The organism is Geobacillus sp. WSUCF1 (assembly GCF_000422025.1).
In the GTDB taxonomy this organism is placed as follows: Bacteria; Bacillota; Bacilli; order Bacillales; family Anoxybacillaceae; genus Geobacillus; species Geobacillus zalihae.
Genome location: NZ_ATCO01000086.1, coordinates 1 through 16368 on the forward strand (window position 1 = coordinate 1; position 16368 = coordinate 16368).

Annotated in this window: 17 protein-coding genes and 3 pseudogenes; 1 reads left to right on the forward strand and 19 read right to left on the reverse strand. The window is 53.7% G+C overall.

Translation table 11 applies throughout. From position 1 onward, the window contains the following. Positions 1-218: pseudogene (locus I656_RS0115705) on the forward strand (DUF1002 domain-containing protein); the annotation flags it as partial. Between the two features lie 72 nt (positions 219-290). Here the strand turns inward: I656_RS0115705 and lysA are convergent. The 19 genes and pseudogenes from lysA to spoIIM all read right to left on the reverse strand — a co-directional run bounded on the left by lysA (position 291) and on the right by spoIIM (position 16151). Further along, on the reverse strand, positions 291-1610 hold the full coding sequence (lysA, locus tag I656_RS07290) for a diaminopimelate decarboxylase (protein ID WP_020755246.1): 1320 nt from the start codon (positions 1608-1610) through the stop codon (positions 291-293). A gap of 313 nt (positions 1611-1923) precedes the next feature. Beyond that, positions 1924-3402, reverse strand: a complete 1479-nt coding sequence (locus I656_RS07285) for a spore germination protein (protein WP_033005742.1) — start codon at positions 3400-3402, stop codon at positions 1924-1926. Further along, positions 3350-3963 (reverse strand): annotated as a pseudogene (locus I656_RS0115710) (stage V sporulation protein AE). The gene I656_RS07285 and the pseudogene I656_RS0115710 overlap by 53 nt, the downstream one beginning before the upstream one ends. Positions 3964-3965: 2 nt before the next feature. Further along, positions 3966-4316, reverse strand: coding sequence for a SpoVA/SpoVAEb family sporulation membrane protein (locus I656_RS07280; RefSeq protein WP_012820684.1), 351 nt, complete (start codon positions 4314-4316; stop codon positions 3966-3968). Positions 4317-4355: 39 nt separating this feature from the next. Further along, positions 4356-5384 carry a stage V sporulation protein AD gene (spoVAD, locus tag I656_RS07275; RefSeq protein WP_033005744.1) on the reverse strand — a complete coding sequence of 343 codons (1029 nt, stop codon included), beginning with the start codon at positions 5382-5384 and terminating at the stop codon, positions 4356-4358. Positions 5385-5402: 18 nt separating this feature from the next. Further along, positions 5403-5831 (reverse strand): SpoVA/SpoVAEb family sporulation membrane protein, encoded by a 429-nt coding sequence (locus I656_RS07270; RefSeq protein WP_013144836.1) that lies wholly within the window; start codon positions 5829-5831, stop codon positions 5403-5405. Positions 5832-5848: 17 nt separating this feature from the next. Next, positions 5849-6278: pseudogene (locus I656_RS0115715) on the reverse strand (stage V sporulation protein AB). Continuing rightward, the gene (locus tag I656_RS07265; RefSeq protein ID WP_033005766.1) at positions 6265-6888 is read right to left on the reverse strand and encodes a stage V sporulation protein AA; all 624 of its coding nucleotides are present in this window, start codon (positions 6886-6888) and stop codon (positions 6265-6267) included. The pseudogene I656_RS0115715 and the gene I656_RS07265 overlap by 14 nt, the downstream one beginning before the upstream one ends. Positions 6889-7199: 311 nt before the next feature. Continuing rightward, the gene (gene sigF / locus I656_RS07260) at positions 7200-7952 is read right to left on the reverse strand and encodes an RNA polymerase sporulation sigma factor SigF (RefSeq protein ID WP_011231790.1); all 753 of its coding nucleotides are present in this window, start codon (positions 7950-7952) and stop codon (positions 7200-7202) included. Positions 7953-7965: 13 nt separating this feature from the next. Then, positions 7966-8406 (reverse strand): anti-sigma F factor, encoded by a 441-nt coding sequence (spoIIAB, locus tag I656_RS07255; RefSeq protein WP_011231791.1) that lies wholly within the window; start codon positions 8404-8406, stop codon positions 7966-7968. Further along, positions 8407-8757 (reverse strand): anti-sigma F factor antagonist, encoded by a 351-nt coding sequence (gene spoIIAA / locus I656_RS07250; RefSeq protein WP_011231792.1) that lies wholly within the window; start codon positions 8755-8757, stop codon positions 8407-8409. A gap of 125 nt (positions 8758-8882) precedes the next feature. Next, positions 8883-10058 (reverse strand): D-alanyl-D-alanine carboxypeptidase family protein, encoded by a 1176-nt coding sequence (locus I656_RS07245; protein WP_033005748.1) that lies wholly within the window; start codon positions 10056-10058, stop codon positions 8883-8885. A 167-nt stretch (positions 10059-10225) separates the two neighbouring features. Next, positions 10226-11527 carry a pyrimidine-nucleoside phosphorylase gene (locus I656_RS07240; RefSeq protein WP_033005751.1) on the reverse strand — a complete coding sequence of 434 codons (1302 nt, stop codon included), beginning with the start codon at positions 11525-11527 and terminating at the stop codon, positions 10226-10228. A 5-nt stretch (positions 11528-11532) separates the two neighbouring features. Then, complete coding sequence (locus I656_RS07235) at positions 11533-12369, reverse strand: purine-nucleoside phosphorylase (protein ID WP_011231795.1); 837 nt, start codon at positions 12367-12369, stop codon at positions 11533-11535. 29 nt (positions 12370-12398) lie between these two features. Next, positions 12399-13586, reverse strand: coding sequence for a phosphopentomutase (gene deoB, locus I656_RS07230; RefSeq protein ID WP_033005752.1), 1188 nt, complete (start codon positions 13584-13586; stop codon positions 12399-12401). Positions 13587-13719: 133 nt separating this feature from the next. Continuing rightward, positions 13720-14616 carry a site-specific tyrosine recombinase XerD gene (gene xerD / locus I656_RS07225; RefSeq protein WP_011231797.1) on the reverse strand — a complete coding sequence of 299 codons (897 nt, stop codon included), beginning with the start codon at positions 14614-14616 and terminating at the stop codon, positions 13720-13722. Between the two features lie 6 nt (positions 14617-14622). Then, positions 14623-14835, reverse strand: coding sequence for a YqzK family protein (locus I656_RS07220; RefSeq protein WP_011231798.1), 213 nt, complete (start codon positions 14833-14835; stop codon positions 14623-14625). Positions 14836-14935: 100 nt separating this feature from the next. Beyond that, a complete protein-coding gene (locus tag I656_RS07215; protein ID WP_011231799.1) occupies positions 14936-15388 on the reverse strand; it encodes a Fur family transcriptional regulator in 453 nt (150 codons plus the stop codon). 97 nt (positions 15389-15485) lie between these two features. Then, complete coding sequence (gene spoIIM / locus I656_RS07210) at positions 15486-16151, reverse strand: stage II sporulation protein M (protein WP_013144830.1); 666 nt, start codon at positions 16149-16151, stop codon at positions 15486-15488. Positions 16152-16368 lie beyond the last annotated feature (217 nt).

Sequence of the window (16368 nt, forward strand, 5' to 3'; positions counted from 1 at the left end):
GCGAGAATGAAATCAACAACCTGATTTCCCTTTTCCATAAAATGCAAAATGCCCATATTAATTGGGATCAAGTGAATGATCAGCTGAGCAAGGCGAAAGAACAGCTATCGGCGTTTTTGCAGTCAGAAGAAGGGAAAACGTTCATTCAAAATCTGATCGACATCTTGAAAGAAATTTGGAACGCGATCAAATCAGCATTTTCCTCAAATCAACAATGAAAGAAGGCGCCCCAAAAAAAGCAGCGGGCGCCTTTTCTTTGTGGAGGCCGTTCTCTTTCCAACCGGCGGCCTTCACTTTTTCACTTTCGTTTTCAAAGGCAAATCATATTGGATCAAATCTTCATATGTCTCCCGTTTCACAACGAGCTGGGCGTCGCCGTTTTCAACGAACACAACGGCTGGGCGCGGCAGACGGTTGTAATTGTTCGCCATGGAATAGCCGTAAGCGCCGGTGCAAAAAACGGCCAAATAATCGCCCGGCTTCGCTTCCGGCAGGGCGATGTCCCAAATGAGCATGTCGCCTGACTCGCAACACTTCCCGGCGATCGATACGACTTCCGTCGGCTCGCCGAACACCCGGTTGGCGAGCGCGGCTTCGTATTTCGCTCCGTAAAGCGCCGGACGGATGTTGTCGCTCATGCCGCCGTCAACGGCAATATAGGTGCGGACGTTGGGCACCTCTTTGCGCGAACCGATCGTATAAATCGTCGTTCCGGCATCACCCACGAGCGACCGGCCCGGCTCGATCCAAATTTCCGGCAACGGCAAGCGGCAAGCTTCGGCCTGCCTTTTCACCTCTTCCACGATGCAGTCGACGTACGCTGTCACCGGAATCGGGTCGTCTTCCTCCGTATAGCGGATGCCAAAGCCGCCGCCAAGATTGACAACCGCTGGGACAAATCCGTGCGCCTTGTTCCACTCCGCCAGCTTGGCAAACACTTTTTGCGCCGCGAGCACAAACCCAGCTGTTTCAAAAATTTGCGAGCCGATATGGCAATGAACGCCGAGCAGCTGAAACGCGGCCGATGCCATGACACGGCGAAACGCCTCGTCCGCCTGACCGTTGTTTAAGTCAAAGCCGAACTTTGAATCTTCTTGCCCGGTTAAAATGTAATCGTGCGTATGCGCCTCGACCCCCGGCGTCACGCGGAGCAAAACCGGCACCGTCCGACCGGATGACTCCGCCAGCTCTTCGATCAGCTCGAGTTCGTAAAAGTTGTCGGCAACGATGCAGCCGATGCCGTGTTCAAGCGACATCGCCAATTCGTCCCGGCTTTTGTTGTTGCCATGAAAATGGATGCGCTCAGGCGGAAAACCGGCCGCAAGCGCCGTATACAGCTCACCGCCTGAGACGACGTCAAGCGACAATCCCTCCTCAGCGGCCAGCTGCACGATGGCGACGGCGGAAAACGCCTTGCTCGCATACGCGACTTGCGCCCGCACGCCGTGGCGCTGGAACGCTTCTTTAAACGCGCGCGCCCGAGCGCGGATCAACGCAACGTCATAAATATAAAGCGGCGTGCCATACGTTTTGGCCAACTCGACCACATCGACGCCGCCGATTTCCAAATGCCCTTGTTCATTCACGCGGCTTGTCCCGTGAAGAAACATCGCAAACCCCTCATTCCTCTATCGAAATCGCATGGCAAAAGCAAAAAAGACAGTTTGCAAAATCGGCAACTGCCTTTACAAAATGGAAAACCGCAAAGCGCCATCGGCTCTGCCTTGAAACGGAAGGCCGCACACCCCGCGCTGGGCCATGCCCATTCCGCCCGTGCAAACGTGCGAAGCACTGAGGCAAGCACCATCAGTGCAAGCAATTAAATATAACTTATCATAATTATAAAAAAGTTGCAATAGCGCTAAAACGAAAAAAGCGGCCGCCAATAGGTGGAAACGGCCGCTTCCAAATGGATCGTTCGCGTCATGACGGCTGTTTTTGCCGGTCTTGCGGGTGAACGATGCTCGGGCGCACTCTCGCTCCGGCAACCGAACGGCGGACGACAATTTGCATAAATGCCGCTGGATCGAACGGGATGAACGGCCATAAGTACGGCGTATTAAGCGAGCGGATGCTGGCGAGCCAAAGCAAATAAACGGTCGTGCCAATGACGAGCCCGGGCACTTTAAACAAGGCGACAAGAATGACCAATGCCAATCGAGAAATCTTATTCGCCACGCTCAACTCATAGCTTGGCGTCGCAAAGGAACCGATCGCCGCCACCGAAATGTACAAGATCACTTCCGGCACAAACAGCCCGACATCGATGGCGATTTGTCCGATCAAGACGGCGGCAATCAAACCCATCGCGGTTGATAGCGGCGTCGGGGTATGAATGGCTGCCATCCGCAAAAACTCAATCCCAAAATCAGCGAGCAAAATTTGCACAATGATCGGGATGTTCGTTTGTTTGTTCGGCCCAATAAACGCCCATGATTCGGGCAGCAACGACGGTTCAAGGACGAACAGCACCCACAGCGGCAGCAAAAACAACGACGTCAAAATGCCTAAAAACCGCACCCAGCGCACAAACGTCCCGACCCCTGGCGACTGCCGGTATTCCTCGGCATGCTGGACGTGGTGAAAAAATGTTGTCGGCGTGATGATGACGCTTGGCGATGTATCAACCATAATGAGCACGTGCCCTTCAAGCAGGTGCGTCGCTGCTACATCTGGCCTCTCGGTGTAACGGACGAGCGGGTACGGGTTGTATCCTTGCTTGACTAAAAACTCTTCGACTGTTTTGTCGCCCATCGTCAGTCCATCGACGTTGATTTGCTGCAACTCTTTCTTGACGAGTTCAACAAGCCCCGGGTCAGCGACGTCTTTAATATAGGCGATGCATACGTCCGTTTTTGACCGCTCGCCGACTTGCAAAATTTCAAAGCGCAGCCGCTCGTCGCGGATGCGGCGGCGGGTGAGCGCCGTGTTGACAATGATGTTCTCGACATAGCCGTCGCGGGCGCCGCGCACAACTTTTTCCGTATCCGGCTCTTGCGGCTGCCGACCCGGATAGCTGCGGACGTCGACAGCAAATCCGGTCGATTCGCCTTCAATCAAGACGATGATCAAGCCCGACAGCAGCTTGTCAACCGCTTCGTCGAGGCTCGTCACCGGACTGACTTGCTGATGAACGAGTCGATTTTCGATGATCTGCCACGCTTGGGACGCCTGGCGTTCATCATCGTTGACGCGCACAATTTGTTTTAACAATTCGATAATGTATTGCGTGTCGCATAAACCGTTGCAGTAGTAAATATGTACTTCCCGGTTTAGGACATCAATTTTCCGCACGCCTAAATCAAAGCTTGTCCCGACGCCGATCCGCTGTTGCAAAAACTTCGCGTTGTCAACGAGCCGCTTCGCGATCGGCGCTTTCGGTTTCTTTTCTTTTTCCGGCATGGCCACCACTCCTTTCGAGAATCAACTCGACCGCCTTGCGCGTAATCGGCGCTCCGTATTTCGCATGGTCTCGGTATCCCATTTTGCCGATGTCGCCGATGCCGACGATGAGCGGAATGTTCAGCCGGTCAAGGCAGTAGACGGTATCGCCATTGATCCGCCCGATCTCGAGGTCCCGGAAGCCTTCTTTATCGACCCCATATTCGGTCATCACGCCGTCACGGTCGATGCTCACATGCACTTTTGTCCATTCATGCTGGTGCGTATTGGAGGCAACCGCCAGCGCCCCAAGCACCTCAATTTGCTCATGCCCCGCCACATAGCGAAGCGCCTGCTCTCCGGCCCCCTCCCCGAGGCGCCGCAATCGTCAAACATGACAAACACTGGATCGTGCGGCGTTTGCAAAATGAGTTCGACCAACTGTTCACCGCTCAGTTTCGTCGGATTGCCTTGCGAGCGGGAAATGCAACGGCCGCCGATCTCGGCGGCAACCCGCTCAATCGCCCGGCAGGCGAACTCGTCCCCATCCGTTACTAAAATGACTCGTCGTTTTTCCATCATCTCTACCCTTTCGGTTTGCAAGTGAGCGCCGCGGCAAAAGAGCCAGCCACGATAAAAGCGAACAAGGCGCCGGCAAATCGGAACACCGCTGCTCCGGTTTCGACAAATCCCTCCGGCCGCGGTTCTGCCATGGCTCCTTTCGCCAACCAATACCCAAATCCGCATAGCGGCATCGTCGCCCCGGCGCCAGCCCAAGCGACGAATGGATCATAGACGCCGCCAAAGCCAAGGAGTACGCCAAAGACGACAAGCGAACCGGCGACGCCAGCCGGCGTCCATTTGCCGCGGTCGATGATGAGCTGAACGATGGCGCACAGCAGCCCGCCGGCGAGAAAGGCACGGACGTATTCCATATCACATTCCCTCCTGATCGTTCCCAAATAAAAGGCGTCCTACGGCGGCAAATCCGGCTCCTGTCCAGCCGCTTCGATGACGACGCCGTGAGCGATCGCTGGGATCGACTGTTTTTGCTGCACCATCGTTTGACTCAAGAGCGCCCCGGTAGCGACGACAAACAGGCGTCGAAACGTTCCGTGGGCGAGCTCTTGAAGCAAATACCCGTACGTGACGACCGCCGAGCAGGCGCAGCCGCTGCCGCCGGCGAACACCTTTTGATCTGGCCGGTAAATCATCAGCCCGCAATCGTTGTAAACGTCGGTCACATCGTAGCCTGATTCAGCAAGCAACTCGCGGACGATGACGCTGCCGACGCGCGACAAGTCGCCGGTGACGATCAAATCGTAATCGCCCGGCGAGACGCCTAAGTCACGGAAATGCTGCTCGATCGTATCGGCCGCCGCCGGAGCCATCGCCGCCCCCATGTCGAGTGGGTTTTTCAGCCCGGCGTCAACGACTTTGCCGATCGTCGCCGCCCGGACGCGCCAACGTCCCGGCGCGCGGCCAACAAGCGCGGCGCCGGCGCCCGTGACGGTGAACGTCGCCGTTTTCGGCTTTTGCACCCCAAGCTCAGTCGGGTAGCGAAACTGCCGTTCGGCCGTCGCGTTATGACTGCTTGTCGCCGCAAGCGCCCGATCAGCCAATCCACCAGCGACAAACGCAGCGGCTGCCGCCAACGTTTGCATCGAGGTCGAACAGGCGCCGAACAAGCATAAAAACGGAATCGGCAGCTCGCGGGCGACATAATTCGATGTCGCATTTTGGTTTAATAAATCACCGGCCAAAAATAGATCGACTTCTTCGGCAGAGACGCCCGCCTTTTGCAAGCAGCAGTCCACCGCCTCCCGCATCAGCCTCCGCTCGGCCAGCTCCCACGTCGCTTCGCCGCAATATAAGTCGCGATGGCAAACATCAAAATAACTTCCGAGCGGCCCGTCGGCTTCAAGCGGCCCGACCGCGGCAGCGGCCGCTTGGATGTAAACACCATCGTCAAACACCCATGTCTGCTTTCCGACACGTTTCATGGCCAATCCCTCTTTTCGTCACGGCCAAACAAGGCCAAGCACATAGGCGGCAATCAGACCATAAATGACCGCTGCCCCACCGGCTTTCAACATCTGCCCGGCCACCCCGGCCGTCCATCCTTCGCTGCGATGCTCGATAGCGGCGCTGGCGATCGCATTGGCCAGCCCTGTAATGAGCATCGTCGCCCCCGCACCGGCAAATTGGCTGAAATCATCATATTTCCCGACGGCCGTCAGCACAATCGCCAATCCAGCCATCACCATAGACGCCCACAGATGGGCCTCGAGCGGCGAAGCGGCAAACGTGCCGCCATACCAATCAGCGAGCCATTGCGCCAACGCACAAAACATCCCACCGACAAAAAACGCTTTTACCGCATTGGCGGCGTATGGGGGAGAAGGCTGAAACGCCTTCACCTCGCGGACATAATCGGACTTCAATCCCACGTTTCCTTCCCCCTTTGTCAGCGAAAGTGATCGACAAAATAAAGCCAATGAAACAACGAACCGGCCACTTTGCCAAAGGCGATGGCCATAAGTAAAATGACGATTTTATCATCGACGCCGATCCGCTTCGCTAAAATCGGCCAAACGTTCAACACCTCTGTTAAAGCGGCAGCGAGCATTCCGATAAACACACCATGAAACAATCCGATCGGCGCTAGCAATATTTGGATAAATGCCAAACCGAATGGCGCAAACTCATCCAACCGCCAACGATGGCGCCGGCTACAGCCCCCCATTCATAGGCGTGAATGCGTTTTGGCGTTTTCGTCAGCTGCGTCAGGCGCGGGATGACGCCAAGCACGACCAAAAAAGCGACAAATCCGGTTCCGACCGCCAACCCTCCGGCGAAGCGACGAACACTACCAGCAAAATCTCAAGCGTCGTCAAGAGGCCTCAAGCTTTCTTTGTTTTCATGCAAAATGACGTACTGATCGATCGATTGCTGGTAGTTGAACATTTCGACTTCAAGAGGGCTGGGCTCCTCGTTGATTCGTTTGCGGAACCAATGGTTGAAAAATAAAATCATCCCGATGCCGAGCCCAAGCGAATACGGAATTTGCAAAAGCAGCGGTTTATCGACCGCTTGGCCGGTCATCATTTCGTACAGATGGCGATGCACTTGTTGCATGCTGACGTCCTCGTGAAAGTTCATGATCGCCATCGCCGAACCGACGAACAAAAGAAGCCAAACGAGAACGAAGGAAGCGGTCGAAACCTTCCGTTTTTCATAGACGACTTCAATGATCGTCTGCGATGGGCCGATCATCTGCACATCAAGCGAGGAATCCACATCAAACACAGCCCGGATCATTTGCATCATATCGATGATGACGATATTTTTATCGCTGGGCTGGATGCGATAGAGCGGAATCGTCTTCAACCGCCGAATGAGCCCGCCATCCGGCGCAGCGATTTGGGCCGCCTGCCCGAGCGTCACCACCGCCCCCGGCTTGACTTGCACGCGATGGCGCGGCTTGATAAATACGGTGTTGGCCATTTGCTTCACACCTTTGTCCCCATTTTGTTTTTCTTTAGTTTGGTTGGCAAAAACACCGATCATGCGGCCTGTCGGCGTTCACCATCGATTTCATAAAAATAGAAAAGAATGGGCAAAAAATGCCCATTCTTTTTTAGACTTTTGTTGCTTGCTCTGGAAAAAGCGTTCCAAAATGCGCTTACAGACCAAAAGACGGATGCGATTCATGGTTCACCGCCGATGAATTGACATCCGTCGATTTTGAACACACCTGTGCGGACAAAATGGACTATCCGTCCATTTTGTTGCTCACTCCGTGCGGACAAAATGGACTATCCGTCCATTTTGTCCTTTATGTGCTGCAATATTTTCTTTTCCAGCCGGGATACTTGCACTTGAGAGATGCCGAGCCTCGATGCCACTTCGGACTGGGTTTGGTCTTTGTAATAGCGCAAATAGACGATCAGCCTCTCACGCTCGTCGAGTTCTTCGATCGCTTTTTTTAAGGCGATTTTGTCAAACCATGACGCCTCGTCGGCGTCAGCGATTTGATCAAGCAACGTGATCGGATCGCCGTCGTTTTCGTACACCGTTTCGTGAATCGATGTCGGCGAGCGGACCGCCTCTTGAGCCAGAACGACGTCTTCTGGCGAAATGCCTAAATGGTCGGCGATTTCCGTAACCGTCGGCGCCCGCCCGCGCGTTTTCGACAGCTCATCTTTCGCCTTGCGGATTTTGTTGCCCATCTCTTTCAGCGAACGGCTCACTTTGACGGTGCCGTCGTCGCGAAGAAACCGCTGAATCTCCCCAATGATCATCGGCACGGCGTACGTCGAAAACTTGACGTCATATGACAGGTCAAACTTGTCGACCGACTTTAACAAGCCGATGCAGCCGATTTGAAACAAGTCGTCCGCTTCATAGCCGCGGTTTAAAAAACGTTGAACGACCGACCAGACGAGGCGCATGTTTTTTTCAATAATTTCATCACGCGCTTCTTGATCGCCTTCTTGGCTGCGGCGGATCAGCTCTTTCATCTCCTGATCTTTGATTGGCGACTGATCTTGCTTGACATCGACATCCATAGGCATGTCTCCCTCAGTTACATAACGCTTTGCTTTTCGCAATATGCTTTTTCAAATACACAGTCGTCCCTTTGTTCACTTCCGACTCAACGATGACTTCGTCCATGAAGTTTTCCATAATGGTAAAGCCCATCCCTGACCGCTCGAGCTCGGGCTTTGTCGTAAACAACGGCTGGCGCGCTTCTTCGATGTCAGGAATGCCGACTCCTTCGTCTCTCACCGTCAAATGGACGACACCGTCTTCAATGATGACCGAAATGGAGACGATGCCGTTCGGATCGTTGTTGTAGCCGTGAATGATCGCGTTTGTCACCGCCTCAGAGACAACCGTTTTAATTTCCGTCAGTTCGTCCATCGTCGGGTCAAGCTGGGCGACGAACGCCGCCACGGTCACACGGGCGAACGATTCATTTTCGCTGCGGGCAGAAAATTGGAGGTGCATTTCGTTGCGCATTTACGCCACCCCCAATGCTTGCAAGGCGAATTGCTCATCCGCCTCAACGCGGATGATTTTAAACAGACCCGACATGTCAAACAGCCGTTTGACGGCCGGCGATACGGCGCATACAACCATCTGCCCGCCGACGTTTTTGATTTGTTTATAGCGTCCGAGAATGACGCCGAGGCCAGAGCTGTCCATGAACGTCAATTGTCCTAAATTGAGCACGATGTGGCGGATCGCTCGGTTTTCGAGCACATCCGTCACTTGTTCACGCAATTCTTCGGCTGTATGATGGTCAAGCTCCCCAGACAGGCGAACGATGAGCACGTCTTGCTTCACTTCCAAGTCGATCGCGAGACTCACAGCGTGTTCCCCCTTGTCCATTTCAGGATATGGAGACATTTCGCTGCTGTCCGCCCGAAATCCTGCCGCCCGACAAAACTAGTGGTCGTTCGCCAAAGAGAGCGAAAAGACCGCAAAACTTGACATTATCCCGCTTGCACGAAGCGGCCAAACACCCGCTTAAACAAGTCCCAAAAGCTCGCTTCTTCGACCGTTTGCTTGGCGACGATCAGGCTGTGCAAAATTTCTTTTCCATCCTGTTTTAAAATGAGGACGCCAAGCTCATCGCCTTTGCGAACGGGTGCTTTCACATTGTCTTTCACTTTAATCACTTTTTCGATCTGCTCGACCGACTGCCCTTTTTTCGTCAGCACCGACACCGGCTCCGACGTCACCGCTTCGACGGATGACCGTTTGCCTTTGCTTATGTTGACGCGGGCGACAGTTTCATTCCGTTTGTACACCGGGTGAGTTCGATATTGGGAAAACGCGTAATCGAGCATCTTCGTAATTTGCGCATTGCGCGATTTCGGCGTCGGCGCTCCAAACACAACAGCGATGACGCGCATGCCGTTCTTTTTCGCCGTGGCGGTCAAACAATATTTCGCTTCGGCTGTATATCCGGTTTTCAGGCCGTCAACGCCCGGATAAAATTTGACAAGCCGGTTCGTATTGACGAGCCAAAACTTTTTGTCCGTATTTTCGCGCAAATAGTCTTCGTATTTGCTCGTATATTTGGTAATATCTTCATATTTCAACAGTTCGCGCGCCATCATGGCCATATCATAAGCGCTGCTGTAGTGATGTTCCGCCGGCAGGCCGGTCGCATTGGCGAAATGGGTGTTTTTTAAGCCAAGCTGTTTCGCTTTTTCATTCATCATCTCGACAAATGCTTCTTCCGACCCGGCGATCTGCTCAGCCATAGCGACCGACGCGTCGTTGGCCGAACCGATGGCAATGCCGCGCAGCAGCTCATCGACGGTCATTTCCTCGCCCGGCTCGAGGAAAATTTGCGATCCACCCATTGACGCAGCGTATTCGCTCGCCCGCACTTTTTCATCGTAGGACAGCTTTCCTTCATCGATGGCTTCCATGACTAGCAGCATCGTCATAATTTTCGTCATGCTCGCCGGCGGCAATGGTTCATGGGCATTTTTTTCATACAATACTTTGCCGGTGTCGCGTTCAATCAAAATGGCTGATTTCGCTTCATCGGCCAGCTCCACCTTTGCCGCCTTCTTTTCGTGTGACTCGGCATGCACGGAAAGAGGAAGGAACAGAAGAATCGGCAATACAAGCAGACGGATGACTGTCGTTTTCATCTCCCAAACCTCCATTCTTTATACATGCCATTTTTTCCAGACGAGATATTTTTATACAAAAAACAGCTCATTTTCCAAAAAACAAAAAAAAACGCCCGAAACACGCGTTTCAGGCGTCTTCTACTTGAACAACTGCTTTTTTCCTTGCGGATCGCCAGCGTCCCTCTCTATACGATGGTCTCATAAATGAGCGGCGGCCGAGCAACCGGCTGCGGCGACAGACGAATAGCCGCCTCGATCTTTTCTTTCACGTCAAGCACATCTGGCCGGTTGCTGTGAATCGTGGCGAGCACTTCCCCTTTCTGCACGCGATCGCCGATTTTTTTATGGAGCACAATGCCGACCGCCAAATCGATCATGTCTTCTTTTTTCGCCCGGCCGGCGCCGAGCCACATGGCGGCCGTGCCGATGTCATCGGCAGCCATCTCGGCGACATAGCCGTCGGCAGCCGCCGTGACGGTCGACGTATAGGCCGCCTTTGGCAATTGATCCAGATCGTCGACGACCGATGCATCTCCACCTTGAGCGGCCAAAAACGTTTTGAACGCCGCGATGGCGGCCCCGCTGCGAATCGCCTCTTCAAGCAAACGGCGCGCCTCATCAAGCGATGGCGCCTTCTCCGCCAAATAGACCATATGGCTGCCGAGCGTCAAACAAAGTTCGGTTAAATCGTGCGGCCCGTTTCCTTTTAACGTTTCGATGGCCTCTTTCACTTCCAAGGCGTTGCCGACGGCATAGCCGAGCGGCTGGCTCATGTCAGAAATGACCGCCATCGTCCGGCGGCCGACGCGCTTGCCAATGTCGACCATCGCTCGAGCGAGCCGGCGCGCCTCGTCAAGTTCCTTCATAAACGCTCCGGCGCCCGTTTTCACATCCAAGACGATGGCATCAGCCCCAGCGGCGATTTTTTTGCTCATGATCGACGAGGCGATGAGCGGAATGCTGTTGACGGTCGCCGTCACATCGCGAAGCGCATATAGCTTTTTGTCAGCCGGTGTCAAATCGCCCGTTTGGCCGATAATGGCGATTCCGTTTTCATTCACGAGTCGAATGAACTCGTCTTTGCTGATCTCGACATGAAACCCGGGCACGGACTCGAGTTTGTCGATCGTGCCGCCCGTATGGCCGAGGCCGCGCCCAGACATTTTCGCCACCGGCACGCCGACAGAAGCGACAAGCGGCCCTAAAACAAGCGTCGTCGTATCGCCGACCCCGCCGGTCGAATGTTTATCGACTTTCACGCCGCGAATACTCGACAAATCGAGCATTTCGCCGGAGTGCACCATCGCCATCGTCAGCGCGGCCGTTTCTTCCTCGGTCATGCCGCGGAAATAAATCGCCATCGCGAGCGCGCTCATTTGGTAATCGGGAATGTCCCCGTCTGTATACCCTCGGACGATCCACTCAATTTCTTCCTTCGTCAGCGCCTTTCCGTCGCGCTTTTTCGCAATCAAATCGACCATTCGCATCGCGATCACCTTTTTCGTTTTGATTTCGCCATTTCGGCGACAATCGCTTTCACAAACCGCAAAAAGTCCGTCTTCACCCGCTCAGCCGTTTCAACCACTTCGTCGTGGTGAAGCGGAGCATCCGACATCCCTGCAGCCATATTCGAAATGCACGAAATGCCGAGCACCTCAATGCCGCCGTGGCGGGCGACGATCACTTCCGGGACGGTCGACATGCCGACCGCATCGCCGCCGAGCGTACGAATCATGCGGATTTCCGCCGGCGTTTCGTACGACGGCCCCGTATTGGCGACATATACTCCTTCATGCACGCGAACGCCAAGTCTCGCCGCCGTTTCCTTGGCGAGCTCGCGCAGCCGCCGGCTATACGCTTCCGTCATGTCCGGAAAGCGCGGACCAAGCTCCGGATCGTTCGGACCAATGAGCGGATTTGTGCCCAGCAAGTTGATATGGTCGGAAATGATCATGAAATCGCCGGGCTGAAACCGTTCGTTGATGCCGCCCGCAGCGTTTGTCACGATCAATTCGCGGACGCCAAGCGCCTTCATCACCCGGACGGGAAACGTCACTTCCTGAAGCGAATACCCTTCATAATAATGAAACCGCCCTTGCATGGCGACAACGGTCGCCCCCTCAAGCCGCCCATATACGAGCCGTCCAGCGTGTCCTTCAACGGTCGACACTGGAAATCCGGGAATATCTTCATACGGAATGCGAACCGCCTCTTCGATTTCATCAGCGAGCACGCCGAGCCCCGAGCCGAGAATGAGACCGATTTCAGGCGGAGTTGGCATCAATGGGCGCAAATGACCGGCGGTTTTTTCAATCGCTTGTCGATCCATTCTTTTCCCCCTCATCGTTCTTTATGAAGTTAGGCCAAATCAGCCAAAAAGCTTGTTCCGTACGGCGGCCGGTTGACTTGGAAGTTATCCGCAATCGTTGCGCCGACATCGGCAAACGTCTCGCGGACTGGGAGCGGCTTGCCGCCGCGAAATCGCGGGCTGTACACCAAAAGCGGCACATATTCGCGCGTATGGTCGGTTCCGTGGTGAATCGGGTCGTTGCCGTGGTCAGCGGTGATGATAAGCAAGTCGTCCGCTGTCAAGCGCGGCAACACATCGGCAAGCCGGGCGTCAAACTCTTCGAGCGCATCGCCGTAACCTTTTGGGTCGCGGCGATGGCCGTATTTAGCGTCAAAATCGACGAGATTGACGAAACTCAACCCGGTAAAGTCCATGCCGAGCGTGTCGACGAGCTTATCCATTCCGTCCATATTGGATGTCGTTCGCAACGACTGGGTAACTCCTTCATTGTCGTAAATATCGGCGATCTTCCCGATGGCAATCACTTCATAACCGGCGTCTTTCAATTCATTCATCACCGTTTTGCCAAACGGCTTAAGCGCATAGTCGTGCCGGTTGGCGGTTCGCTCAAAATGGCCGGGTGTGCCGATGAACGGTCGGGCAATGACGCGCCCGACCATATACGGCTCGTCGCGCGTCAATTCACGAGCGATTTCGCAAATGCGGTACAATTCATCAAGCGGCACAACTTGTTCATGGGCGGCGATTTGCAAGACGGAGTCGGCTGATGTATAGACGATGATCGCCCCTGTTTTCATATGCTCTTCGCCAAGCTCTTCGATGATCGCTGTTCCGCTCGCCGGTTTGTTGCCGATCACGTTCCGGCCGGTGCGCCGCTCGAGCTCAGCGATCAATTCATCTGGGAACCCGTTCGGAAAGACGCGGAACGGCTTGTCGATGCGAAGGCCCATCAGCTCCCAATGGCCTGTCATCGTATCTTTTCCAGCCGATGCTTCCTTCATTTTTGTATAGTACGCGAGCGGTCGATCGACTTTCGGCACCCCTTTGATCTCACGAATATGGCTTAGGCCGAGCTTCGCCATGTTCGGCATATAGAGGCCGCCGCGATACTCAGCGATATGGCCGAGCGTATCCGCTCCTTTGTCGTTGTATTTCTCGGCATCCGGCGCTTCGCCGATGCCGACTGAATCCATCACAATCAAAAAGACGCGCCGGTATGTCGCTTTCACATTCATTCCCCCTGCCTGCAATGAAAAATATGGAGTCTCTTTCTATCGTTCCCGTATTTTCGCGAAAACACGCCTATGGCCAATTGGTCAGAAGTCTGACAACTAAAACGACAGGCAAGCGCCTAGCATACGGCAACTGCTAGGCGCGCGGGTGGTACTGTTTGTACACGTCTTTTAGGCGCGTTTTCGTAACATGCGTATACATTTGCGTCGTCGAAATGTCGGCATGCCCAAGCAACTCTTGCACAGCGCGCAAATCGGCTCCGTTCTCAAGCAGATGCGTCGCAAACGAATGCCGAAGCGTATGCGGCGTCAATTCTTTTTCGATGCCGGCTTCTTTCGCGAGCCGCTTTAAAATTTTCCAAAACCCTTGCCGTGTCAACCGCTGGCCATAATGGTTCAAAAACAGCGCCTCCGTTGCCCGCCGTCGCGGATTGACAAGCTGCGGGCGCCCTCGCTCCAAATAGTGGGCAAGCGCTTCAATCGCCATGCGCCCGATCGGCACGATCCGCTCTTTCCGCCCTTTTCCATAGCAGCGGACAAACCCCATCGTCAAATGCACGTCGCTTAAGTTGAGCTGCACAAGCTCACTGACGCGCATGCCGGTCGCATACAACAGCTCCAGCATCGCCTTGTCGCGCAGCCCAAACGGTGTGCTCACTTGCGGCGCTGCAAGCAGCGCCTCGACTTCCTCGACCGACAGCACTTTCGGCAGCGTCCGTTCAAACTGCGGCGTTTCGATATGGACGGTCGGGTCTTGCGCCGCGATTTTCTCCCTTAGCAAAAACTGATGAAACGAACGGATCGACGCCAAATGGCGGGCGATCGTCCGCGCCGATTGCCCTTGTTCGCTTAAAAACTTTAAAAAATGGAGAATATGGAGGCGCTCCACTTCGCCCCACGCCTGAAGCTGCTCGACTTGGCGCAAATAGCGGACGTATTTTTTCAAATCGCGTTCATACGAAACGATCGTATTGTGCGCCAAATTCCGCTCCACCGTCAAATAATGCAGAAAATCTTTCAACTCGTATTCCAACGCTCTCTACTCCCCATCGCGATAAAAAAATAACAGCCGGTCGAGCCAACTTGGCGGCGCACTCTCCGCCGCCGATACTTTGACCGCCGATCCCTTCGGCTCATCGTATCGGTGGTAATACTCGTACTCGCGGTTAAACCATACAAGACTATAATAAAATAAAATGGTGCATCCCGTAAATAAAAGAAACACTTTCACCATTTGCCAAACGGTTTTCATGGCATCCTCCCTATCAGCTGCTTGTCAGCTTGCTAGTATGAGGATATGCCATTTGTTTCGTTGTTTATACGCAAAAAACCTTTCCCGTTGGAAAAGGTTTTTATTTTTCTTCATGCTTTTGCTGGCAACGGTGACAAATGCCGTGGAACGTCAAACGATGGTCTTTAATTTTAAATTTCCACTTCTCCTCAACAATCGCTTCGACATCCTCAAGCAAATCTTCTTGAATTTCCGCCACCGATCCGCATTCCAAGCAGATGAGGTGGTGATGGAAATGGGCCGCTCCTTCCTTGCGGAGGTCATAGCGCGACACCCCGTCCCCGAAATTGATTTTATCGACAATTTTCAGCTCGGTTAACAGCTCGAGCGTCCGGTAAACGGTCGCCAACCCGATTTCTGGGGATTTTTCTTTCACGAGGAGGTAGACGTCTTCCGCGCTTAAATGGTCTTCTTCATGTTCAAGCAGGACTCTTACCGTTGCTTCCCGCTGCGGCGTTAACTTGTAACCCGCCGAATGCAGCTGCTTCTTGATTCGTTCCACACGATCTTCCATCTTTTCATTCCTCCCTCGCCATTCACCCATCATTATAACAAATGCACGAGGGAAGTATCAAAGTAAAATCACTATTATGAAGAAATGATAATGGTTATTATATAATATTCATTATGATTAAACTCATTGTCCATTGAACCGCCTGTTTCATCAATGCCGGCGAAAGATATGCCTCGACCGCTGAGGAAAGAAGCAGCCCAAGGGCGACAGCCGCCATCGCCGCTGCGTAGCGCATCACCATCGGAAACATCGATCCATGCGGCCGCTTCATAAACTGGTTGCGCACCATGTGCAAGGAAAACGAAATCGAAATGACGCCCATGACGATCATGAGTGGAATGGCCACCAAATTTTGCGGCATGATGGACACAAACGACAAAAGAAACCCGCGCCAACCCATTTGGTTGACTAAAAAGCCAACCGTAAAGCCGACGACGACGCCTTTGAAAAACAGCAAAACAAGAATGATCGGCAAGCCAATGACAGAAATGCCAAGCACCCACATCAGCGCGGTATATTTGACGTTGTGCATATAGCTTTGCCGGAACATATCATGGGCGCTTGCGATATTGTCTTTTGACACTTGTCCAAAAAATTGCGTCAAGTAATAGTACAAGTCTTGCTTTTGACTGAAACCGAGGCTGTTGACGACAATGGCGCCGAAAATGACGCCCATGAGAAACAGGACGATGACAAACACATACAGCGAAGCATGTTCACGCCAATGGACAGCGATAGCCGATTTCAGCGGATGGGTTCTCATTGTGCTTCGTCCTCCTACTTTGTCTCTTAGTAGATTGTATGTCCATCCGCTTTCGGTATGACTGTTTTTCTAAAAGGCTGGTGATGGAATGAAAAAGCAGCTCAACACCGACGTGTGACCAACTTCACGGGCGGCACGCCGCCTCGGTCCATTGGCGCATGGCTGGGCTGGGCCAAGCAGCACGCACGGCATGATGATGAACGGCAGGAGCGCTGCC